20 protein-coding genes are annotated in these 21,745 nt (G+C 69.3%); 8 read left to right on the top strand and 12 right to left on the bottom strand.

Annotated features, from left to right (window positions below):
- Positions 1-12 precede the first annotated feature (12 nt).
- The 3 genes from gltX to KHU32_RS16880 all read left to right on the top strand — a co-directional run bounded on the left by gltX (position 13) and on the right by KHU32_RS16880 (position 3,813).
- Positions 13-1,428, top strand: coding sequence for a glutamate--tRNA ligase (gene gltX / locus KHU32_RS16890; RefSeq protein ID WP_213671322.1), 1,416 nt, complete (start codon positions 13-15; stop codon positions 1,426-1,428).
- Positions 1,429-1,626: 198 nt separating this feature from the next.
- The gene (locus tag KHU32_RS16885; protein WP_213671321.1) at positions 1,627-2,967 is read left to right on the top strand and encodes an NAD(P)H-dependent oxidoreductase; all 1,341 of its coding nucleotides are present in this window, start codon (positions 1,627-1,629) and stop codon (positions 2,965-2,967) included.
- A gap of 60 nt (positions 2,968-3,027) precedes the next feature.
- Positions 3,028-3,813: an SDR family NAD(P)-dependent oxidoreductase gene (locus KHU32_RS16880; RefSeq protein WP_213671320.1), complete on the top strand. Its 786-nt coding sequence runs from the start codon at positions 3,028-3,030 to the stop codon at positions 3,811-3,813.
- A 284-nt stretch (positions 3,814-4,097) separates the two neighbouring features.
- Here KHU32_RS16880 and speE read toward each other — a convergent pair whose 3' ends face one another.
- The 9 genes from speE to KHU32_RS23485 form a co-directional block, all read right to left on the bottom strand.
- On the bottom strand, positions 4,098-4,961 hold the full coding sequence (gene speE, locus KHU32_RS16875; protein ID WP_213671319.1) for a polyamine aminopropyltransferase: 864 nt from the start codon (positions 4,959-4,961) through the stop codon (positions 4,098-4,100).
- 75 nt (positions 4,962-5,036) lie between these two features.
- Complete coding sequence (speD, locus tag KHU32_RS16870) at positions 5,037-5,504, bottom strand: adenosylmethionine decarboxylase (RefSeq protein WP_213671318.1); 468 nt, start codon at positions 5,502-5,504, stop codon at positions 5,037-5,039.
- 179 nt (positions 5,505-5,683) lie between these two features.
- Positions 5,684-8,617, bottom strand: a complete 2,934-nt coding sequence (locus KHU32_RS16865) for a tetratricopeptide repeat protein (protein ID WP_213671317.1) — start codon at positions 8,615-8,617, stop codon at positions 5,684-5,686.
- Complete coding sequence (locus tag KHU32_RS16860) at positions 8,617-9,213, bottom strand: protein phosphatase CheZ (protein WP_213671316.1); 597 nt, start codon at positions 9,211-9,213, stop codon at positions 8,617-8,619. The genes KHU32_RS16865 and KHU32_RS16860 overlap by 1 nt, the downstream gene beginning before the upstream one ends.
- On the bottom strand, positions 9,206-9,574 hold the full coding sequence (locus KHU32_RS16855; RefSeq protein WP_456315949.1) for a chemotaxis response regulator CheY: 369 nt from the start codon (positions 9,572-9,574) through the stop codon (positions 9,206-9,208). Before KHU32_RS16855 ends, KHU32_RS16860 begins: the two co-directional genes overlap by 8 nt.
- Positions 9,575-9,628: 54 nt before the next feature.
- Positions 9,629-10,255, bottom strand: a complete 627-nt coding sequence (locus KHU32_RS16850) for a MotE family protein (RefSeq protein WP_213671314.1) — start codon at positions 10,253-10,255, stop codon at positions 9,629-9,631.
- Complete coding sequence (locus KHU32_RS16845) at positions 10,252-10,662, bottom strand: DUF6468 domain-containing protein (RefSeq protein WP_213671313.1); 411 nt, start codon at positions 10,660-10,662, stop codon at positions 10,252-10,254. Before KHU32_RS16845 ends, KHU32_RS16850 begins: the two co-directional genes overlap by 4 nt.
- The gene (fliM, locus tag KHU32_RS16840; RefSeq protein WP_213671312.1) at positions 10,659-11,726 is read right to left on the bottom strand and encodes a flagellar motor switch protein FliM; all 1,068 of its coding nucleotides are present in this window, start codon (positions 11,724-11,726) and stop codon (positions 10,659-10,661) included. Before fliM ends, KHU32_RS16845 begins: the two co-directional genes overlap by 4 nt.
- On the bottom strand, positions 11,723-12,226 hold the full coding sequence (locus tag KHU32_RS23485) for a flagellar basal body-associated FliL family protein (protein WP_213671311.1): 504 nt from the start codon (positions 12,224-12,226) through the stop codon (positions 11,723-11,725). The genes fliM and KHU32_RS23485 overlap by 4 nt, the downstream gene beginning before the upstream one ends.
- A gap of 206 nt (positions 12,227-12,432) precedes the next feature.
- Here KHU32_RS23485 and flgF point away from each other — a divergent pair, with 206 nt between their 5' ends.
- Genes flgF through KHU32_RS16810 form a run of 5 tightly spaced genes read left to right on the top strand, consistent with a single transcriptional unit; the run spans position 12,433 to position 17,296 of the window.
- Complete coding sequence (gene flgF, locus KHU32_RS16830) at positions 12,433-13,176, top strand: flagellar basal-body rod protein FlgF (RefSeq protein WP_213671310.1); 744 nt, start codon at positions 12,433-12,435, stop codon at positions 13,174-13,176.
- Positions 13,177-13,185: 9 nt separating this feature from the next.
- Complete coding sequence (gene flgG, locus KHU32_RS16825; RefSeq protein ID WP_213671309.1) at positions 13,186-13,971, top strand: flagellar basal-body rod protein FlgG; 786 nt, start codon at positions 13,186-13,188, stop codon at positions 13,969-13,971.
- The gene (gene flgA, locus KHU32_RS16820) at positions 13,971-14,903 is read left to right on the top strand and encodes a flagellar basal body P-ring formation chaperone FlgA (RefSeq protein WP_213671308.1); all 933 of its coding nucleotides are present in this window, start codon (positions 13,971-13,973) and stop codon (positions 14,901-14,903) included. The genes flgG and flgA overlap by 1 nt, the downstream gene beginning before the upstream one ends.
- Positions 14,900-15,634: a flagellar basal body L-ring protein FlgH gene (gene flgH / locus KHU32_RS16815; protein WP_213671307.1), complete on the top strand. Its 735-nt coding sequence runs from the start codon at positions 14,900-14,902 to the stop codon at positions 15,632-15,634. The genes flgA and flgH overlap by 4 nt, the downstream gene beginning before the upstream one ends.
- A gap of 36 nt (positions 15,635-15,670) precedes the next feature.
- Positions 15,671-17,296, top strand: coding sequence for a GMC family oxidoreductase (locus KHU32_RS16810; RefSeq protein WP_213671306.1), 1,626 nt, complete (start codon positions 15,671-15,673; stop codon positions 17,294-17,296).
- A 10-nt stretch (positions 17,297-17,306) separates the two neighbouring features.
- On the opposite strand, the gene KHU32_RS16805 is transcribed toward KHU32_RS16810, so the two are convergent.
- From KHU32_RS16805 to KHU32_RS16795, 3 genes are all read right to left on the bottom strand, one after another.
- Positions 17,307-18,890, bottom strand: a complete 1,584-nt coding sequence (locus KHU32_RS16805) for a Na+/H+ antiporter (protein ID WP_213671305.1) — start codon at positions 18,888-18,890, stop codon at positions 17,307-17,309.
- Positions 18,891-18,988: 98 nt separating this feature from the next.
- The gene (locus KHU32_RS16800) at positions 18,989-20,170 is read right to left on the bottom strand and encodes a M20 aminoacylase family protein (protein WP_213671304.1); all 1,182 of its coding nucleotides are present in this window, start codon (positions 20,168-20,170) and stop codon (positions 18,989-18,991) included.
- A 58-nt stretch (positions 20,171-20,228) separates the two neighbouring features.
- Positions 20,229-21,737 (bottom strand): M81 family metallopeptidase, encoded by a 1,509-nt coding sequence (locus KHU32_RS16795; protein WP_213671303.1) that lies wholly within the window; start codon positions 21,735-21,737, stop codon positions 20,229-20,231.
- Positions 21,738-21,745 lie beyond the last annotated feature (8 nt).

Genomic DNA, 21,745 nt, shown 5'->3' with positions numbered 1-21,745 from the left:
TAAGAATGCCGCATGACCGTCCGAACCCGCTTCGCCCCCTCGCCCACCGGCTTCCTCCATATCGGAGGCGCCCGCACGGCGCTGTTCAACAAGCTGTTCGCGCGCCGGCACGGCGGCGCCTACCTGCTGCGCATCGAGGACACCGACAAGGCCCGCAGCACGCGCGAAGCCGTCGACCAGATCCTGGAAAGCCTGGCCTGGCTGGGCCTGAGCCCGGACGAACCGCCGGTCTTCCAATCCTCGCGCGAAGCGCGCCATGCCGAGGTCGCCCGCGAGCTGCTGGCCAAGGGCAAGGCCTATCGTGCCTATGAGACGCCCGAGGAGCTTGTCGCCATGCGCGAGCGCGCGATGGCCGAGAAGCGCCCGCCCCGCTACGAGGGCATCTGGCGCGACCGCGAGCCGGGCCCCGAGCAGGAGGGCAAGCCCTTCGCCATCCGCCTGCGCGCCCCGCGCGACGGCGAGACGGTGATCGAGGATGCGGTGCAGGGCACGGTCCGCGTCGCCAATACCGAGCTGGACGACATGATCATCCTGCGCTCGGACGGCACGCCGACCTACCTGCATGCCGTGGTGGTGGACGACAACGACATGGCGATCACCCATGTCATCCGAGGCGACGATCACCTCACCAACACCTTCCGCCAGTGCATGGTCTATGACGCGATGGGCTGGTCGCGGCCGGTCTTCGCGCATATCCCGCTGATCCACGGCGCCGACGGCGCCAAGCTTTCCAAGCGGCACGGCGCCGTCTCGGTGCTCGACCTGCGGGAGCAGGGCCTGCTGCCGGAGGCGGTGTGCAACTACCTGCTGCGCCTCGGCTGGGGCCATGGCGACGAGGAGATCATCTCGCGCGAGCGGGCCGAGGAGATCTTCGACATCGGCGATGTGGGCCGTGCGGCCTCGCGCATGGACTACACGAAGCTGGCCCATGTGAACGGCGTCTATCTCCGTGCCGCTGACCCCGAGGCGCTGCTGCCGCAGGTGCTTCGGCGCCTGACGGCCGCCGGAGAAGGTTTCGGGACCGAGAAGATCGCGCGGCTCAAGATCCTGCTGCCCGCCCTGCAGGAGCGCGCGAAGACCCTCAACGACCTCGCGGACAGCGCGGCCTTCGCGGTGACCGACGGCACGCCCGAGATGGACGCGAAGTCCGCCGCCATCCTGACACCCGAAGCGAAGGGCCGCCTCGAGGACCTGGCGCAGTTCCTGTCCGGCGCGCCCTGGGAACGGCAGGACCTGGAGCAGTGGCTGCGGGATTATGCGGACGTGAAGGGCGTCAAGCTGAAGGACGTGGCGCAGCCGCTGCGCGTGGCGCTGACCGGCAGCACGATGAGCCCGCCGATCGACCTCACCCTCTTTGCGCTCGGGCGCGACGAGGCGCTCGCGCGCATGCTCGTGGCGGCCGGCGACGATCTGCTGCCGCCGGTTTAAGAGCCGTTTCGATCAGAAGGCCGGGCATCCTGTGCCTGGCCTTCTTTATTTCGAGGGGGCCTTGGCCGGCCGACATCCCCTCTTTAGGTCGCGACTGGCTCCAATAGCGCCTCACCTCGGCCCGCATCACGGGCCTTGTGGATTGTCTCGGGGCCGCTTGGGCGCTTCTATCCGGAAAACATCCGGGGAAACGTCGCCATGAACCTCTCCCGCCTCCTCGCGGCACGCGCTGCGGCAGGCCGGCCGATCACCGTCGGCGTCATCGGCGCAGGCAAGTTCGGCTCGATGTTCCTTGCCATGGCGGCGCGTTCGCCCGGCATCCACGTCGCCGTCATCGCCGATCTTTCCCCTCCCCGCGCCCGGGAGAATCTCGGCCGCATCGGCTGGAGCACCGAGCAGTCGGCGGCCAGCTCCCTCGACGCCGCCCTCGCGGCCCGCGCCACCTTCGTCACCGAGAATGCGGCCGCGGCAAACGACCCGCGCATCGAGGTGGTGGTGGAAAGCACCGGCAACCCCGCCGCGGGAATCCGTCACGCCCTGGCCGCCATCGCCGCACGGCAGCACATCGTCATGGTGAACGTGGAGGCCGATGTGCTGGCCGGCCCGCTCCTGGCCGCCCGCGCGGCGGCGGCCGGCGTCGTCTATTCCATGGCCTATGGCGACCAGCCCGCCCTGGTCTGCGAAATGGTGGACACCATCCGCGCCATGGGCCTGCCGGTCGTGGCCGCCGGCAAGGGCACGAAGTACCTGCCCGTCTTCCACGAATCCACGCCCGAGACGGTCTGGGGCCATTACGGCCTCTCGCCCGAACAGGCGAAGGCGGGCGGCATGAACCCGCAGATGTTCAACTCCTTCCTCGACGGGACCAAGAGCAGCATCGAGATGGCCGCCATTGCCAATGCCACCGGCCTGCTGCCGCCGGAGGACGGCCTCTCCTTCCCGCCCTGCGGCGTGCAGGACCTGCCGCATCTCTTCCGCCCGCGCGCGGAGGGCGGAATCCTGCCGCGGAAGGGCGTGGTGGAGGTGATCTCCTCCGTAGAACGCGACGCGCGCCAGGTGGTCGGCGACCTGCGCTGGGGCGTCTATGCGGTCTTCGAGGGCGAGACCGACTACATCCGCCGCTGCTTCTCGGAATATGGCGTGCATACCGACAGCTCCGGCCACTATGCCGCGCTCTGGCGGCCTTATCACCTCATCGGGCTGGAGCTGGGCGTCTCGGTCGCCTCGGCCGCCCTGCGCCGCGAGCCGACCGGATGCGGCGATACCTGGCGCGGCGATGTCGTGGCCACAGCCAAGCGCGACCTGCGCGCCGGCGAGATCCTGGATGGCGAGGGCGGCGCCATGGTCTGGGGCAAATGCATCCCCGCCGCCCGCAGCCTTGCCGAAAACGCCCTGCCCATCGGCCTGGCGCATGGCGTTCGGCTGCTCGCCGACGTCCCGAAGGGTGCCGCGCTGCGCCAATCGGACGTGGCGCTGGACGGCTCCGCCGAGGCCGTGAGGCTGCGCCGCGAGATGGAAGAGCTGCATCCGGCCGCCTGAGCCCCCTTCTGGCCCGGATGTAACGCGGCTAGGTTCCCGGCAACGTTTCTGGAGGGATCCATGAAGAATCTGTTCGACCTGACCGGCAAGGTCGCCATCGTCACCGGCGGAAGCCGCGGCATCGGCCGCGCCATCTGCGAGCGGCTGGCCCAGCACGGCGCCAAGGTCGTCGTCTCCTCGCGCAAGCTCGACGCCTGCCAGGAAGTGGTGGACGGCATCAAGGCCAATGGCGGCACGGCCATGGCCATCGCCTGCAACATCGGCCGCAAGCCGGAGCTCCAGGCGCTGGTCGACCAGACGGTCGCCGCCTATGGCCCGGTGGACATCCTGGTCTGCAACGCCGCCGTGAACCCCTATTTCGGCCCCTCGCAGGACATTCCGGACGAGTCCTACGACCGCATCATGAATTCCAACGTGCGCTCGAACCTCTGGCTCAGCCAGATGACGATCCCCTCCATGGCCGAGCGCGGCGGCGGTTCCGTGATCATCGTGAGCTCGATCGGCGGTTTCCGCGGCTCGCCGCGCCTGGGCATCTACGGTGTCTCGAAGGCGGCGGACATGCAGCTGGCCCGCGCGCTGGCGGTGGAATGGGGCCCGAGCGGCGTCCGCGTGAACGCCATCGCGCCCGGCCTGGTGAAGACCGACTTCGCCCGCGCGCTCTGGGAGGATCCGGTGAACCTGAAGAAGCGCACGCGCGACACGCCGCTGCTGCGCATCGGCGAGCCGGACGAGATCGCCGGCGCCGCGGTGTTCCTGGCCAGCCCCGCCTCGGGCTTCATGACGGGCCAGAGCATGGTGATCGACGGCGGCGTCCTCGCCGGCCCGCCGTTCAACGCTGACGAATAAGGCCACGAAGGCGGCCGGTTCCTGCCTTGGCAGGAATACCGGCCGCCGCCGCCTCTGACGTGAACGGGCCCAAGCCCAGGCGAGACCCTTCCGCAACGCCCCTCCACCGAGGGGAGCACCCGAACGAGGCAGCCCGCAGGCCGCGCCGCCCGGTGGCGGGACCGGAGAGCGAGAATATCGCCCGCCGGACAGAGACCTCGCCGCAAACACGCGCAAAGCACGGCGGCAGCCGGAAGACCGGGCCTGACCGACGGAAGAACCCGCCGACCAGGCCGAAGGCGAAATCAGCCCTCGAGGTTTTCGGAGATATAGGGCGGGAGCTGGAAGGCCCCCACGTGGATCTCCGGCGTCCAGTAGCGCGTCTTGCCCAGGATGCCGGCCTTCTCCGCCCGCGCCCGGATCTCGGCCACCGGCACGTCGCGCAGGCCCTTGGCCTTCGCCGCCCAGCCAAGCGTCATGTAGCCGCCGACATAGGTCGGAACCGCCGCGACATAGGCCCAGATGTCGGGGAAGAACTTCCCACGGCGCTCCGAGGTCTCGCGCAGCTCGTCGGCCTGCATGAAGGGCACGCCGCACTGATTCACGATCACGCCGTTCGCCGAGAGCAGGCGGGCCGCGTTCTGGTAGAACTCGTCCGTGAAGAGCACCTCGCCCACGCCGATGGGATCGGTGCTGTCCACGATGACGACGTCGAAGGAGCCGGCCTCGGCCTTGCGGACATAGTCGATGCCGTCGCCGACGATGACCTCGGCCCGCGGGTCGTTCCAGGCGTCGCCGGAGATGGCGGGCAGGAACTCCTTCGCGAGACGGATCACCTCGCCGTCGATCTCGACCATAACGGCCTTCTCGACATTGCGGTGCTCGAGCACGCGGCGAAGCACGCCGCCGTCACCGGCGCCGATGATCAGCACGCGCTTGGCCGCGCCATGCGCGAGCAGCGGCTGATGCGTCAGCATCTCCTGGTAGACGAACTCGTCGCGCTCCGTGATCTGGACCACGCCGTCGAGCAGCATCACGCGGCCATGCGAGAAGCTCTCGAAGATCAGGATGTCCTGGAAATCGCTCTTCACGCGGGCGAGTTCCTGCTTCACGCGGAAGCGCTGCGCCCAATCGGGGTAGAGGGTCTCGTTCACCCAGGTCTCGGTCATGGTCTCACCTCGTCGCCAATAAGAAAGGGCCGGACGTTGCCGCCCGGCCCCGTTCACATCTACCTCGGATTTATGTCAGCCGATGAGGCCGCGCTTGTGCTCCGCGAGCTGCACGCGTTCCGGAAGGAAACCGCGCTTCAGCACCGGGATGGCCTTGTAGGGATCGCAGTCGCCGCAGACGAAGATGTCCAGCGCCGCGTAGTCCCGCTCCGGCCAGGTGTGGATGGAGACATGGCTTTCGGCCAGCACCAGCACGCCCGACACTCCGCCGTTGGGCGAGAAGTGGTGGAAGTGCCCGTGCAGGATCGTCGCACCGGTCTCGATCGCGGCTTCGCGCAGCACCGCATCGATGTGCCCGGGGTCGCCGAGGTTGGTCGCGCCCCAGAGGTCGATGATCAGGTGCGTGCCGGCGTAACGGACGCCGTTGCGCTCCACGAAATAATCCTTCTGCTCCACCGGACCGTTGGCAGCCGAAGCATGAGTCGTCTGGGCGTCGCTCGGAAGAATATCCGAGTCCATCCCCAGTCGGACGAGAGAGTCCATATCGGGTTCCCTTTCCCACCAGTAGATGACCAGGTGTATCGGCTGTGCGGCCACAGTCGGCCGTCGGTTCGATAAGGTCAGCGGCGGCGCATATGGGCCATGGGGGTCGGGGGGTCAAATGAAATTCCTGCTCACCAGCCCGAAAAAATCGCGGACCTCCCCCCCACCCCACGCAAGACTCATCCTGCCGTGCGTTGCGCGGTCCGCAATGGCTCCAGACTTTGGGGGAATCGCCGGAAGAGATTCAGTTCGCGGCTGAGGCGCGGAAGATCGGCCAGGCCCCGAACTGGATCGACCGTCAGCGCCTCGAAGGCCGCGGACAGGTCGGGCCGCGTGACACGCCCGGCGCAGAAGGACCGATGCGCGGCGAGCCCCGCCTCGTCTCCCGCCATGGCGAGATACACCGCATTGCGAAGGGCGATGTATTGCAGGGGCTCAGACCATTCCGATCTCGCACCGATATTGGCCAGGTGGCGGGACAGGGCCATGGCGGCACCGGGAAAATCGCGCCCCTCTGCCAGAAGCTCCGCCAGCTGTTCGTCGCCGGCCGGGCCGAGCGCCCTTACCGCTTCCAGGGCGAGCTGACGGTTGCCGCGGCGCGCCTCGGCCTGAGCCGCCAGCAAGGTGCGGCGATCCGTCAGGGCGGAAGGAAGCCGCGGCGCCGAGCTGAGCGCCAGGGCCTCCAGCGCGCGGTCGGCTTCGCCTTCGCCGAGATGGCGCTCGGCGAGCAGCGCACCGAGCGTGGCTCGGCTTTCGCCCGCGGGCAGGCGCTCCACCGCGCGACGCAGCACTTCCGCCGCACGGTTCGGAAGATCCAGCGCGGTAAGCCGTTCCGACAGAAGGGCCAGGACCGCCACGCCCTCGGCGCCGGTGGGAAGAAGGTCCGGATAGGCATCATAGAGGCCCACGGCCCCTAATGGGGGCTCCATCTCGAGGGCCTGCAGGAAGGCCTGCTGGAGGCGGCCACGCAGAGCTGCGGCACGCTCCGGGAAGAGCGCTTCGGTCTCCCGCAGCAGTGCGAGCGCCGCGCGCGGATCGCCCGCCTGCCCCCGCAGCTCCGCCAGACGCTCCCGAAGGCTGATTTCCTGAGCATCGCCGCGCCAGGCGAAGAGCGTCTGTTCCAACTGCTGGGCCGCGGCTGCCGCGTCGAGACGCCCAGTTCCCAGGCGGAGCTCGGTCGCGCGGCGAAGGGCGCGCGCGCGGGCCAGACGATCCCGCCCCCCGATTGCGCGGTCATAGGCCTCCAGAGCCTCCGGGGCATTCCCCTGCGCTTCCTCGAGCAGGCCCTGGGCGAGCACCAGCGAAGGATCCTCTCCGGCCTGATCGAGGAGGCGCCGGGCCTCCGCCGGCCGGCCGCCCTCCGCCAGGGCTTCCACGGCGATCGGCAGGACTCGTCGCCGCAGGCCTTCCGGGTAGGACAGCAGGAGCGGCATCGTCGCCGCGAGGCCTGGCGCGGCATCGACCGGCTCGCCCCGAAGCGCGGCACGCAGCGCACGCCAGAGAAGCACCTCGTCCGATCTCGGCAGTTCCGCATCAAGTCCACCCGCCTCGCCCGGACGGCCGCCGATCAGGGCGCCCATCCCCGCCAGGAAGGCCAGCCGGCCCTCCTGCGCCGCCTGCGGGCTTTCCTGCGCTGCCACCCGCAGCATGGCCTGCGCCTCTTGCGGGAGGCCCAGCGCCAAAAGCGTCTGAGCGGCCGCCAGGCGGGGTTCGGTGCGCAACAGCGGCGCTGCCTCGCCGATGCTCGCCTGCTCGACCCGGAGGCGCTCCTGCAGGGCCAAAGCCGGCAGCGACGGCAGGTCGAAGCTGCGGGTCATGCCCGGGCGGGAAGCCGTCTCCCCCGAGAGTGATCCTGCCGCGGCAACGGCGCCGCCTTCGACGGAAATCAGGAAGCGACCGGCCCCCGCGCGCAAGGAAACCCGATCCGCGCGCGCGACCACGGCGGCGCCCAGGAAGGTCGCGACGAGATCGAACTCCGCCAGGCTCCGGCTCGCAACCAGCTGGGGTGCGGCCTCGATCACCGTGCCGATCAGGAGCGGAAGTCCCGTCAGCGGATCGCTGAGGGCGACAACGCGCGAAGGCTGTTCCGTCCGCAGGATGAAACGCTCTCCCTCACTCGTAAGATCCAGAGCTTCCGGAGTGGGCGTCGTGACCTGACTCCCCATCACCTGCTGCACAGACCAGTCCTGCCCCTCCCTCCGAAGCAGCAGCCGTTCATCCGCCGGCAACTTCCAGGTGATCAGCGTGCCACCGGCTAGCCGCTGCATCCTGATCTCGGGAAAAGCCGAAGACCGGAGGGCCTGCCCCAAATCGACCGGGCGATCGGCATCGAGGATGACCAGCGCGTGATCCCCCCGGCGCAGCGCTGCCGCTCCCACACCGGCGCCAGCCGGGATCCGGAGGATAGGCTGCTGCCCCTCCTCCCGCTGGAGGCGCGCCCTGATGGGCGCCGGATCGGCCAGACTCACCCGGGTGGAAGTGGGCGGAACGTGGTCCTGAACTGGCAGTACCGGAAAGGACTGCGGTGGGGCGGCAACCGCAGCCTCCTCAACAGGGCTTTGATGCGGCGATGGCCCCTCGGCCGGCTTCGTCGAAATGGCCTCCGCAGGCTCGGGTTGCGGACTGGGCGGCGCATTCGGAATTGCCTGCTCTTCGACCACGGCCGGGGCTGGTGGCGACAACTCAGGCACGGCGGGAGGTGCGGGAACGCCGGCCATGACCGGAGGCGCGACACGAGCCGGCGCGGCGGCCCTTCGCTCGCTCTGTGGATAAGGCGGATCCAGGAAGTCGAGGGCCACCTTTGGACCGTTGCGAAAATGCCGGAGACGGGCGCCAGGCGCCATCTGGAGCTCGATCACGCCATCCCCGCGGCTGACGGCCAGCAGGTTGCGTGGCAGGCGATGAGCGCCGGAGAGATCGACAGGCTCGATCGTCCGGAACCGCAACAGCACACGATCGTCTTGTACTTGCACCTGGTAACGGGGCGGCGCTGCCCAGTCGAAGACGATGCGTCCGAAGCCCGGATGATCGCCGGTCCGGACGCCGACGCGCTCTTGCGCCGCCGCCGTCCCTGCAAGCAGACCGAGAAGAAGGCAGAGCAGGACGCGGCGCATCAGTCGAAGCTCGCCAGGAGCTTGTCGATCTCCTGCTGGCTGCTGGCCGTGGCAGGAAGTTGCGGGCCATTGGCCAGGGCCCGCCCCTCCGTCATCGGAGACACGTTATCCGGCAAAGGAGGCGCCTCGGTACCGATAGAGAAGCGCGCGGACACCGCCGCGATCCTCGCCTCGATGGCCTTGAGCGCGCTGACGACCTTGCTGATGCGCTGACCGGTGATGTCCTGGAAACCGCAGGCCTCGTAGATGCGGGTGACGGCCGCCGCCAGCTTCTCCCCCTCCTCTGACGGCAGGCGCGCCTGCATCGCCTCCAGCCCTTCGCAGACATCGAGAATCTCGTTGGTCGCGGTCGCCGTATGCTCGACCACCGCGTCCAGCTCGTCGGTGGCGCTAGGGATGTGGCTTGCATTGATGTCGTCGACGCGCAGCGCCGCGATCTCCGTCTTGGCTCGCTGCACCTCGCGGCCCAGCGCATCCAGTTCGGCGAGCAACGCCGCTTCGGTCGTGGTCATGGCGCCGGCCAGGCTTTCGAGCACCTGCCGCACCGCGAGCTCGATGGCATCCGGTCCATCCCGCGCGATCTGGCTGTCAGGCATGGACGAGCACCTTTTCGATCTTCTCGCGCAGCGTCTCCGCGTTGAAGGGCTTGACGATGTAGTTGGAGACGCCTGCCTGCTTGGCGGCCACGACGTTCTCCGTCTTGCTCTCCGCGGTGATCATGATGAAGGGCAGGTGCTTCAATCGCGCATCGGCCCGGACCTCCTTCAGCAGGTCGAGGCCCGTCATCGGCTCCATGTTCCAATCGCTGATGACGAGTCCGAAATGGCCCGCGCGAAGCTTGGCCAGGGCCTCGGCCCCGTCGGTCGCTTCCTCGACATTATTGAAGTCGAGCTGCTTCAGAAGATTGCGGATGATGCGCAGCATCGTCTTGTAGTCGTCGACGATGAGAACATTCATCGTCCTGTCCATCGGCATATTGCGATCCCTTTCGCGGTGGGCTCTCCGGAGGCTTCAGTCATTGGGGCGTGAGCGATGGCGGGCGAGCTCGGTCGTGACGAGGCGCGCGCGTTCCGGGCGCATGGCCGCAAGAACCGGGGCCGCCTTCGCCTCCCGCATGCGCCCGACCACCTGGATCAGCACCGGCATGTCGAGTTCGTCGAAGATGCTCGCGGCCTCGCGCGCCCGCATGCCCTCATAGAGCCGCACCATCTGGCGCCAGCCCTGCTCGGTGCGCTCATCGCGCGCGCGGGCCTCGGTCTCGAGCTGCCGTTGCAGGGCCGAGAGCTCCTCCATTCGGCCCGTCAGCCGGCGCTCGAGGGCCGCGATCAGCATTTCTCGTTGGGCGAGCGCCGCTTCCCGTGCCTCGATCTCCGCGCGACGGGCTCGCAGTGATTCGAGTAGCGTGCGCTCCGCCGTGACATCCGGTGACAGCACCGTGCTCGAGTCGGCCGCCGGGCGCGCCGGCGCCGGCGAGGCCGTCGGAACCGCAGCGGCAGGTGCCGGCGGCGAGTTCGCCTGGGCCGAGCTCAGAAGCTCGACGGACGGCATTCCATCCCGCCGGATCCCGTCGAGCTTGATCGCCATCAGCGCCAGCATCGCCATCAGGGCAAGCGGCAGGAGGCGCGGCTGCGGCATCATGGCAGCTTCAACGCCCGAAGGAGGTCACGCTCCGCCTCGCTGCGGACCGTTGCGGAAGACGACGCGACGGCACCCGCCATCGGTCGCGCCGCCTGAACCGCACCTTCCAGGCGGTCGGCCAGGGTCTCGGACCGTTCGGCGAGGTAGCGGAGATCGTCCCGGACGGCCTCCGCCCCCGCCACGCATTCCGACACCTGTCGCCCCGCCAGTTCGGCCGTGGCGCGCAGCCGGATGAGGGCCGCTTCGGCGAGGCGCGAGGCCTCGGCGAGCTCCCGGGCGCCCGCATCCAGCGCGGCGCGATCGGCGCGCAGAGCGCGCAACATCCGGTCCAGCCGCCAGGCCATGGGCAGCGTGGCGCCCAGCAGCGCGATGACGGCGACCTGCACGGCCCATTCGGCGACGGTCATGCCACCAGATCCGCCATGTTGCGCAGCGTCTCGGAGATGCGGACGGCCGGGCGGTTCTCCCGTCGGCCGAACTCGCCCTGGAAGATGGGCACGGGGCCGCAATGCAGCCGCACCGGCGATCCCGGCGAGGTGTTGAGCATGATGCGGTCGCCGGGCTGCAACGCGATCACGCTCGAAAGCGGCATGATCTGCTGGTCCAGCACCACGTCCAGCGAGACCTCGGTATGCCGGAGCTGCTCCGCGAGGTGGGTTTCCCAGATGCTGTCGCGGCCGAACTTCTCGCCCATGAACTGCTGCAGCAGCAGCTCGCGCACCGGTTCCAGCGTCGCATAGGGCAGCAGGAGCTCCAGCCGCCCGCCCCGATCCTCCATGTCGACACGCAGCCGAGTCAGGACGCAGGCATTGGAGAGGCGAGAAATCGCCGCGAAGCGCGGGTTCACCTCCAGCCGCTCGAACAGGAATTCCACCTCGGTGATGGGCGCGAAGGCATCGCCCAGGTCCTTCAGCAGGACGCCGATCAGGCGCTCGACGAGCGTGCGCTCGATGGTGGTGTAGGGCCTTCCCTCGATCCGCATCGCCGCCGTTCCGCGGCGGCCGCCGAGCAGCACGTCCACGACCGAGTAGATCATCGGGGAATCCACGACGATCAGGCCGAAATTGTCCCATTCCTCGACCTTGAAGACCGCCAGCATCGCCGGAAGCGGCACGCTGTTCAGGTAGTCGCCGAAGCGCTGGCTCGCGATGCTGTCGATGGACACCTCGACATTGTCGGAGGTGAAATTGCGCAGCGAGGTGGAGAGGATGCGCACCAGCCGATCGAAGATGATCTCCAGCATCGGCAGCCGCTCGTAGGAGATGAGGCCGGAGTGGATCATCCGCTCGATGCCGGTCCGGGCGGCGTTGCCCCCTTCCCCGTCGCCCTCGAAGCCCAGCAGGCTGTCGATTTCCGCCTGGTTGAGGACGCGCGCGGCATCGGCCGACACCTTCGCCTCCGGCTCCGCCTTCCCGTCCTCAAGGGCTGCGCCCCAGGCGGCGGCGAGATCGTCCTCCTCCTCGCTGCTCATTGCACGAGGATCTCCGTGAAGAGGACGTCCGTGACACGCGCTGGCGAGGCAGCGACATTGGCGCGCGCGATGAGCTCCTCCCGCAGCCTATGCGTGCCGGCGCTGCCGCGCAGCTCCTCCGGCCGGATCTCGCGCAGATAGGTCGTGAAGAGGTCGACGAGGCGGGGCATGGCGGCGCGAAGCGTGGCGGCGTCCTGTGCCCCCGCCACCTCCACCTGGCTGCGGACACGGATGAAGGCGCGCCGGCCGGGCGCGTTGAGGTTGGCGGTGATGTCGGGCATCGGCACGAAAACCGGCTGCCGCGACGTGGCTGCGAGGTCCGCGGAGCCGCCACCGGCCTGCTTGGCCTCCTGACGACCAGTCGCACCGGGCAGAAAACCTCCGAACCAGAGACCGCCGCCGATGCCGGCCAGGAGCAGAGGCAGCGCCAGCAGAATCAGCTTCTTCTTCGCGGTGCGCGAAGAGGCGCCTTCTGCCACAACGAGGTTCTTCGTCGACACGCCGCCCCATCCTTCCGGCCTCAACGGCCCCGAGGGGCAATCTGGCGGCGGACGATTAACGAAGCCTTACGCGCGAAATGCCGTCCCAAGATTGCCGAGGCTGGGCAGCCCTTGCCCCGGCGGATCCGGCAAATCATGCCGGAAAACCCCTCCATCCATGGCACGGGCTTTGCCTCCGTGACGTCAGCCCCCTCACGGAGCGGACCATGGACAGCCCGAGCTACATCATCCTTTCGCGCCTCACGGCCCAGATGCGGGCGGGCGAGCTGACCGCCCACAATCTCGCAAATGCGGACACGCCGGGCTTCCGCGCCAGCCGTCCGGTTTTCGCCGAGGTGGTCACCCGGCAAGGGCGCGTGGCGGGGCCGCGCAGCGCCAGCGAGGTGGGCTACGCCTGGGATCGCGCGAGCTGGCGGGACATCGCCACCGGGCCGATCACCACCACCGGCAATCCCTTCGACCTGGCGCTCTCCGGCGAGGGATACTTCGTGATCGATACGCCGCGCGGCGAGCGCTACACCCGCGCCGGGCGCTTTGCGCTGGGGCAGGACGGCCGGCTCGTGGACCAGGCCGGCCATGCGGTGCTGAACACGAACTCGCAGCCCGTCGCGCTCGCGCCGAACGACACGCGCGTCGAGATCCAGGGCGACGGCACGATCCGCAGCGAGAACGGCATCCTGGGCCGTCTACGCGTCGTCCGCTTCGGCAATGAGCAGGCGCTCCGTGCCGAAGGCGACCGCAACTTCGATGCCGCGGGCGAGCCGCCGCAGGACATGCCGCGCCCCAGTATCGTGCAGGGCGCGATGGAAGGCAGCAACGTGCGCTCCGTGCTGGAGATGACGCGCATGATGGCCGAGCTGCGCGAGTTCCAGCTGGCCAACCAGTTCCTCGAGCGTGAAGGCGACCGCCAGCAGAGCGCCATCGATCGCCTGCTCCGGCGCCGGAACTAGGAGCCGCCCATGCGATCCCTCCATATCGCCGCCACGGGAATGCTCGCGCAGCAGACCAATGTGGAGGTGATCTCCAACAACCTCGCGAATATGAGCACGACGGGCTACAAGCGCCGCCGCGCCGAATTCCAGGACCTCATCTACCAGAACCTGCGCCGCGTCGGCTCGCAGAGCAGCGACACGGGCAGCGTGCTGCCCTCCGGCGCGCAGATCGGCCTCGGCGTGCGCGCCGCCGCCATCTACCGCGTCGTAGAGCAGGGCAGCCTGCAGCAGACCGAGAACCGCTTCGACCTCGCGATCCGCGGCAACGGCTATTTCCAGATCCTGATGCCCTCGGGTGACATCGCCTATACGCGCGACGGCACCTTCGCCCTGAGCCCGGAGGGCGTGATCGTGACGGCCGAAGGGCATGTGGTGCAGCCCGGCATCACCATCCCGGCCGCGGCCCGCGACGTCACCATCAATGCGAGCGGCGAGGTGCTGGCGAGCCTGGACGGCCAGATCACGCCGCAGAATGTCGGGCAGCTGCAGACCGCCATCTTCGCCAATGAGGGCGGGCTGGAAGCGATCGGCGACAACCTCTTCCTTGCCACACCCGGCTCCGGCCAGGCGCAGCAGGCGGCACCCGGCCAGCCGGGGCACGGGGCGGTTTCGCAGGGCTTCATCGAGACCAGCAACGTGAACACGGTGCAGGAGATCACCTCCCTCATCACCGCGCAGCGCGCCTACGAGATGAACAGCCGCGTCATCACGGCCTCGGATTCGATGCTCGAGACGCTGACGAGGCTCCGCTGATGCGCCGCCGGTCCTTCCTCGCGCTGCTCTGCCTCCCCGCGACGGTGCGGGCCGCCGAGCCGGTGCTGCTTCGCCCGCACGCGTTGCTCGAAAGCGACGTCCTTCGCCTCTCGGACCTCTTCGATCCCGCGCCGGAGACGGCCATCGCCGCTGCCCCCCTGCCCGGCCGGCGCATGGTGCTGGAGGCGCAGCACCTGCTGAATATCGCGCGGCGCCATGGCCTCGCCTGGCGCCCGATCACCGCCGCGGACCGGATCGTCGTGGAGCGTCCCGGCCGGCAGGTCCCGCGGCAGGATATCGAGGCGGTCCTGCGCGAGGAGCTTGCCCGACACGGCGTCGATGCCGAGATGGAGGTCGAGCTGCCGGGCCTCGTCCCGCCCATGATCCCCGCCGCCTCCTGGTTCCAGCTGGCGGTGGAGGGCGTGACCGTGGAGCAGCCGCAGCTGCGCTTCCAGGCAACGCTGGTTGTCCTGGCGGATGGCACAGGGGTTCAGCGCCTGCGCATCGCCGGGCGCGCCGTCCCGACCGTGCCGGTGGTGGTGACGACGCGGCGGATGGCGCTGGGCGACGTCGTGGGGCGCGACGATGCGCGGCTCGCCCGGATGCGCAGCGAGCGGGTCCGGCCCGGCCAGGCCCAGATGCTGGCGCAGGTGATCGGCCAGGAGCTCCGCCGCCCCATGGCCGTCGAGCAGGCCTATGCGCTCATCGACCTCGGCCCGCCTTCGATCGTGCAGAAGAACGCGCCGGTGACCCTGCTGCTGGAGGCGCCGGGCATCTCCCTCACCGCGCAGGGCCGCGCGCTGGAGGCGGCCGCCCGGGGCGGCACGGTGCCCGTGATGAACCTGACGAGCCGGCGGATCGTCGAGGGCGTGGCGGTGGGGCCGGGGCGCGTCAGGGTGGCGATGGGCAGCATTCCGCTGGCCGCGCGATGAGGGCGCTTCCCCTTCTTTGCGCCCTCCTGGCCCTGGCAGGCTGCGGCCAGGCCGAGCGCCTGTCGCGCATCGGCCGCGCGCCGGACATGTCGCCCGTCACCAATCCGACGGAGGATCCGCGCTGGCGCCCCGTCACCATGCCCATGCCGCAGCCGCGCGAGGCGCCGCCCATGGCGAATTCCCTCTGGCGCCCCGGCAGCAGCACCTTCCTGCGGGACCAGCGGGCGGCCCAGGTGGGCGATCTCATCACCATCCTCGTCGAGATCCAGGACACCGCCCAGCTCCAGAACCGCACGCAGCGCAGCCGCAACGGCTCCGAATCCATGGGCGTTCCCAACCTCTTCGGGCTGGAGACCCGGCCGCGCCGGCTGCTCCCCAGCGGGGCAGATCCTGCCAACCTCATCAACACCAGCGGCGTCGGCTCCAGCGACGGCAACGGGACGGTGCGGCGCAACGAGCAGATCATGCTGCGCCTGGCCGCGACGGTCACCCAGTCCCTGCCCAACGGCAACATGGTCGTCGCGGGGCGGCAGGAGGTGCGGGTGAACAACGAGCTCCGCGAGCTCTCGGTCCAGGGCATCGTTCGCACACAGGACATCGGCAGCGACAACACCGTGCGGCATGACCGGCTGGCCGAGGCGCGGATCGCCTATGGCGGCCGGGGGACGCTGTCGGACATTCAGCAGCCCCGGCTGGGCCAACAGCTGCTGGACATCTTGTCGCCCTTCTGATCGACGCTACCCTGCTTCCAAAACAGGGGACGCACGATGGACGAGTTCGACTACGTGATCGTGGGCTGCGGCGCCGCCGGCTCGCTTCTGGCGGCTCGCCTCAGCGAGGACCCGGCCGTCTCGGTCTGCGTGCTGGAGGCCGGCCCGAAGGACCGCAACCCCTTCATCCATATCCCCGCCGGCTTCATCAAGACGCTGAAGGACCCGGGCGTCACCTGGCAGTTCAGCACCGAGCCGACCGAGCGTACGGGCGGCCGGCGAATCGACACGGTGCAGGGCCGCACGCTCGGCGGCAGCTCCTCCGTGAACGGGATGATCTACAATCGCGGCCAGCCCGGCGACCTCGACCACTGGGCGCAGCTGGGCAATCGCAGCTGGGGCTATGCGGACAGCCTGCCCTACTACCGCCGGACCGAGCGGCGCATCGGCTTCGGCGACGACGCCAAGCGCGGCCGCACCCAGGGCATCCCTGTCACGGACATGGACTGGATCCACCCCCTGTCGGAAGCCTTCATCGCGGGCTGCGTGGGCATGGGGATTCCCCGGAACCCCGACTACAACAGCGGCGACCAGGCCGGCGTCGGCTATTTCCAGCGCGCGATCCAGAACGGCAAGCGCGTCAGCTCCTACCGCGCCTTCCTGCATGGTGCGCTCAACCGGCCCAACCTCTCGCTGCGTACCAATGCCCGGGCGAGCGCCATCATCCTCGACGGCAAGCGCGCGGCCGGCGTGCGCTACATCAGCCAGCGCGGCGGCACGGCCACCGAGGTGCGGGCGCGGCGCGAGGTCATTCTCTCCAGCGGCACGGCCAATACGGCGCGGCTGATGCAGGTCTCGGGAATCGGCCCGGCCTGGCTGCTGCAGAAGCTCGGCGTCGAGGTGAAGCACGAGCTTGCCGGCGTGGGCGAGAATTTCCGCGACCACTATGCCAGCCGCTTCGTCATGCGCGCCAAGCCGGGCGTCGAGACGCTGAACGAGCTGTCGCGCGGCCTGAAGCTGGGCAACCAGATCCTGCGCTGGGGCACGGGGCGGGACAGCATCCTCGCCACCGCGCCCTCGCATGTGCATGTCTTCTGGAAGAGCTTCGAGGGGCTCGACCAGCCGGACCTGCAATGCGTCTTCACGCCCGGCTCCTACAAGGAGGGCATGGTCTATGTGCTGGACGACTATCCCGGCATGACCGCCGGCGCCTGGCAGCACCGGCCCGAAAGCAAGGGCTGGGTGCGGGCGCGTAGCGCGGATGTCTTCGACGATCCCGAGATCCAGCCCAACTACCTCTCGGACGAGATGGACCGCCGCGTGCATATCGGCGGCATGCGGTTGCTGCGCCGCATGCTCTCCACGCCGGAGCTGGCGCCCTTCGTCGACAGCGAAACGCTGCCCGGCAAGGATGTTCAAAGCGAGGACGAGCTGCTCGATTTCGCCTTCAGGAACGGCAGCACGACCTATCACCTGATCGGCACCGCCCGGATGGGGCCCGACACCGACCCGATGGCCGTGGTGGACGACCGCCTGCGCGTGCGCGGCCTGCAGGGGCTGCGCGTGGTGGATGCCTCGATCATGCCCTCGATGACCAGCGCCAATACCTATGCGACGACGCTGATGATCGCGGAGAAGGCGAGCGACTTCATCCGGGGCCGCGAACTGGAATCCGCGGACTGATCGCCCTTCCCTAGGAGGAGGCCGAGAGCGCGCTGAGCTCCTCGAGGTCGAGGTCGCGCTCCAGGTCATGCAGCGTCTCCTCGTCGATCTCGAAGGCGCGGTGCAGGCGGACGAGTTCCGCCCGCCCCGCCGCGATGGCGGCCAGCACCACGTCGAAATGCGCCTTCAGATTGGGCGCTAGCTCCTCTTCACGGCCGGGATAATTGGCCCGGATCGCGGCCCGGCGCTGATAGGTATTGAGCAGCTGCGGGTGGATCAGCTTCCCCTCCTCGTCATAGGCCAGCCTCTCGACGACCTGGAGCTGGACCTGGCCGATGGCGGCCTCGGCCTGCGACAGGGTCAGCTTGGGACCGACTTCCTGGACCCGGCCGACGCCCGTCAGGCGGATGACGAAGCCCAGCGTCATGCCCTGGATGAGCACCGTGCCGAGGATGACGGCGAAGGCCGTGACCAGCATGAAGTCGCGCCCCGGCATTGCTTCCGGCAAGGTCAGGGCGACCGCGAGCGTCACCACGCCCCGCATCCCCGCCCAGCTGATCACCGTCGAGGCCCGGGGGCCGAGGGGCGGCTTGCGGGTCAGCCTGAGCCGGTGCGCCGCCGCGATGACGAGATCCGAGGCGAAGACCCAGGCGAACCGCGCCAACGTCATCGCCACCACGATGACCGTGACGGGCCAGGCCATCTGCTCGATCACGACCTCCAGCCCGCCCACGCGGTCCAGCACGCCGCGCAGCGAGAAGCCGATCAGGATGAAGACCGCGGCCTCGAAGAAGAAGACCATCACGGACCAGAACGACGTCCCCCGCATCCGCGTCCGGGCGGAGAGGACGACGTGCTGGTACCATCCGGTCACCAGCCCTGCCGTCACCGTCGCGATGACGCCGGAGACATGCAGCTTCTCACCCGCCAGATAGGCGCTCCAGCAGACGAGCATGGAGATCGCGATCACCAGGTCATCGTCGCCGAGGCGACGGGCCAGCAGGACCCAGAGCCCGCCGATCGCGAGGCCGACGACCACGCCGCCGACCGCCAGCACCCCGAAGCTCATCAGCGCGTCGCTGGCGCTGAAGGCGCCTGTCACCGTCGCGGCGACGGCGAAGCGGAAGAGCACCAGGCCCGTCGCGTCGTTGAGCAGGCTTTCCCCTTCCAGCAAGGTCATCACCCGCCGCGGCAGGCGCACGCGCTGCAGCACCGCCCGGGCCGAAACGGCGTCGGGCGGCGAGACGATGGCCCCGAGCGCGGCGCAGGCGGCCCAGGGCAGCGAGGGCAGCAGCAGATGCGCGACGACGGCGACAACGATCGTCGTGAAGACCACAGCGCCGATGGCCAGCGACAGGATGCCGACGAGATGTCGCCGGAAGTGGCCGAGGGCCGTGAACCAGGCGCCGTCCATCAGCAGCGGCGGCAGGAAGATCACCAGCACCAGTTCGGGATTGAGCGAAATCGCCGGCAGGCCGGGCAGGAAGGCCAAGGCAGTCCCCCCCGCCAGCAGGGCGACGGCCGGCGGTAGGAAGAGGCGGCGGGCGGCGAAGTGGAGAATGATGATCGCGAGGCACATCGCGATCACGAGTTCAAAAAGCTCGACAGGATGCATGCGATCGCCCTGCTTCAGGCCGGGACATCCGGCCCTGCGAAAAGCCCAATCTATGCCTCTGACTTCATCGAAAGCTATCGCGAACGACCGGAACTTCGTTACCGCGCCGCCAGCTCCTTGCCGACGATGGCGGCGAAGGTGCTCGCGCCGATCGGCAGAAGCTCGTCGTTGAAGTCGTAGCGGCCGTTATGGAGGGGGATCGCGTGGCTGCCCTCCTCCCCCGCCTGCCCGAGCAGGAGGAAGGCGCCGCCCGGCGAGGATTGCAGCATGTAGGAGAAGTCCTCGCCGGCCGTGAGCGAGGGAAAATCGTCCTTGATGCCCTCGGCGCCGACCACGGTCTCCGCCGCGTCGCGGGCGAGATCCGACTGCTCCGGCGTGTTGATCGTGGGCGGGTAGGAACGGCGATAGTCGAGCTCCAGCTCCAGCCCATGGGCCGCGGCGGTGCCGGCGACCATCTGGTGGAAGAGCTCGTCCATCTGCTTCCGGTTCTCCGGCGTGAGGGTCCGGATGGTTCCCCGCATCTCCACCTCCTCGGGGATCACGATGTCCGAGGTGCCGGCGTGGAACTGGCCGATGCTCAGCACGGCCGTGCTGTGCGGGCTCATCCGGCGGCTGACGAGGGATTGCAGCGCGCTGTAGAGCTGCGTCGCACCCGGCAGCGGATCGAGACCGCGATGCGGTTCGGCGGCGTGGCTGCTGCGCCCCCTCAGCTTGATCGCGAAGTAGTCCACCGCCGCCAGCACCGTGCCAGGACGGATCGCCACCACGCCGAGTGGCAGCTGCGGCAGGTTATGGATCCCGTAGACCGCGTCGCAGGGAAAGCGGTGGAACAGGCCGTCCTCTACCATGGCCAGCGCGCCGGTCAGGCCCTCCTCGGCGGGCTGAAAGATGAAATGGACGGTGCCCGCGAAGTCCCGCGTGGCGGCGAGATGCCGGGCGGCCCCCAGCAGCATGGCCGTGTGGCCGTCATGCCCGCAGGCATGCATCTTGCCAGGGTTGGTGCTGCGATGGGCGAAGTCGTTGAGCTCCGGCATCGGGAGCGCGTCCATGTCGGCCCGCAGCCCGATGCTGCGATTGCCGGGGTGCCGCCCGCGCAGCACACCCACGACGCCCGTCCGCCCGATGCCGCGATGTACCTCCAGGCCCCAGGCCTCCAGCTTCTCGGCGACGATGCCGCTGGTGCGGACCTCCTCGAAGCCGATCTCCGGATGGGCATGGAAGTCGCGGCGCCAGGCCGTCATCTCGGGCTTCAGGGCGATGAGAGCGTCGAGGACGGGCATGGCGTGCTCCTTCAGGATGAGCCGCCGGAAGCCGGCGGCTTCGGGTGGGTCGGTCCGCCTATTTCGCCCGGCCGGCGCCGAAGCGGCGGTTGTCGCCAGGTCGAAGGCGCATGTCCTCGCGCAGGGCGGTGAAGGGCAGCGTCGCGGGGTCGGCCACCACCGGGCCGGGCGCGGCCGCCACGATCACGGTCTCCGCGATCGGCTGGAAATGCGCGCGGAAATGCACGCTGGACTTCACGGCGACGATCTTCTGCTCGGAGGGCTCGACGCCGATGTGCCGGAACATCTCCTGGTCGTGCGCCTGCATCTTCCGGCTGACGATGACGACCCGCACGCCCCCGATGCGCAGCAGCGCGGAGAGGCCGAGATCGGCCGGATTGCCCTTCCCCATCGGGCCGGAGAGCGTGAACTTGCCGTCGGCCAGCCGCTCCACGACACCGGTGACCTGCAGCGGCGCGCCGTTGCTCTTGCCGCCGAGCGCGAAGCTCACCGTGGCGCCCTCGCCCGCCGCATGGCAGGCGGCCGCCGCTTCGGCGTCGTTCATCGGCGCGATGACCGCGCCCTGCGCGTCCTGGCGGATCAGTTCGGCGAGCAGGCCCGTGGTGTCGCCATGGCCGCCACCGCCGGGATTGTCCTGCGTGTCGGAGATCACCACCGGCTTGCCGGCATTGGCGGCCACGCGGATCGCCTCGGCCACGGCCTCGGGCGCTTCCTGCACGCCGCCGATGAAGGCGCTCTCCAGCCCCGCGATGTGCTTCGCCAGCGCATCGGCCGCCGCGGAGGCGGCTTCCTTCGTCTCGGCATAGGCGGCGATGGCCTGGCCGCAGCCGGGGAAATCCGCATAGGGAAAGCCGAAGCAATAGGCGAGCTCGACGATGTCCTGCTCGAGCTCCGCCCGCTTCGTCATCACGCCGGCCATGGGCTCGACCATGGTGCACTGGCTGGTGATGGGGATGAGGAAGTCGAGCTCACGGAACTCCATCGCCCAGGGCTTGCCGCTGGCGATGCGGGCCAGCAGCAGGCTCATCGAACGCCGGCCCACGGCCAGCATGTCGACATGCGGATAGGTGCGGTAGGGCACGATGACGTCGGAGAGCTCCGCCATCTGCCGCGTCATGTTCGCGTGCGGGTCGAGCGTGATGGCGATGGGAACATCGCGGCCCGCAGCGGCGCGGACGCGGCGCAGCACCTCGCCCTCCGCATCGGGAAAATCCTCGCTGACCATGGCGCCGTGGAGGTCGAGGAAGATGCCGTCGAGCGGGCCTTCCATCAGCGCTTCCGACAGCGAATGGACGATCATCGCGCTGATGCGCTCGAAGGCGTCGCGCGTGACGGGCCCGGCGGGCTGCGCGAAGGTCCAGCCGAGGGGGATGATCGTCGCGCCCTTCCCCGTCGCCTCGGTGATCGCACCCGCGGCGCAGACCGAGGTGCCGCGCAGGCCTTCGATCATCACCGCCGGACGCTGGAGCGGCGGCAGGCCGCCCGGCTGCAGGAAGTTGGGCCACATGGTCGCGACGGGAGCGAAGGAGTGGCTCTCGTGCAGGAAGCCACCAACAGCAATGCGCATCTTGTCAG

Origin of the sequence: Roseococcus pinisoli, assembly GCF_018413645.1 — a bacterium.
GTDB lineage: Bacteria > Pseudomonadota > Alphaproteobacteria > Acetobacterales > Acetobacteraceae > Roseococcus > Roseococcus pinisoli.
The sequence above is the reverse complement of the archived record's forward strand: the minus strand, read 5'-3'. Positions and strand labels throughout refer to the sequence as shown.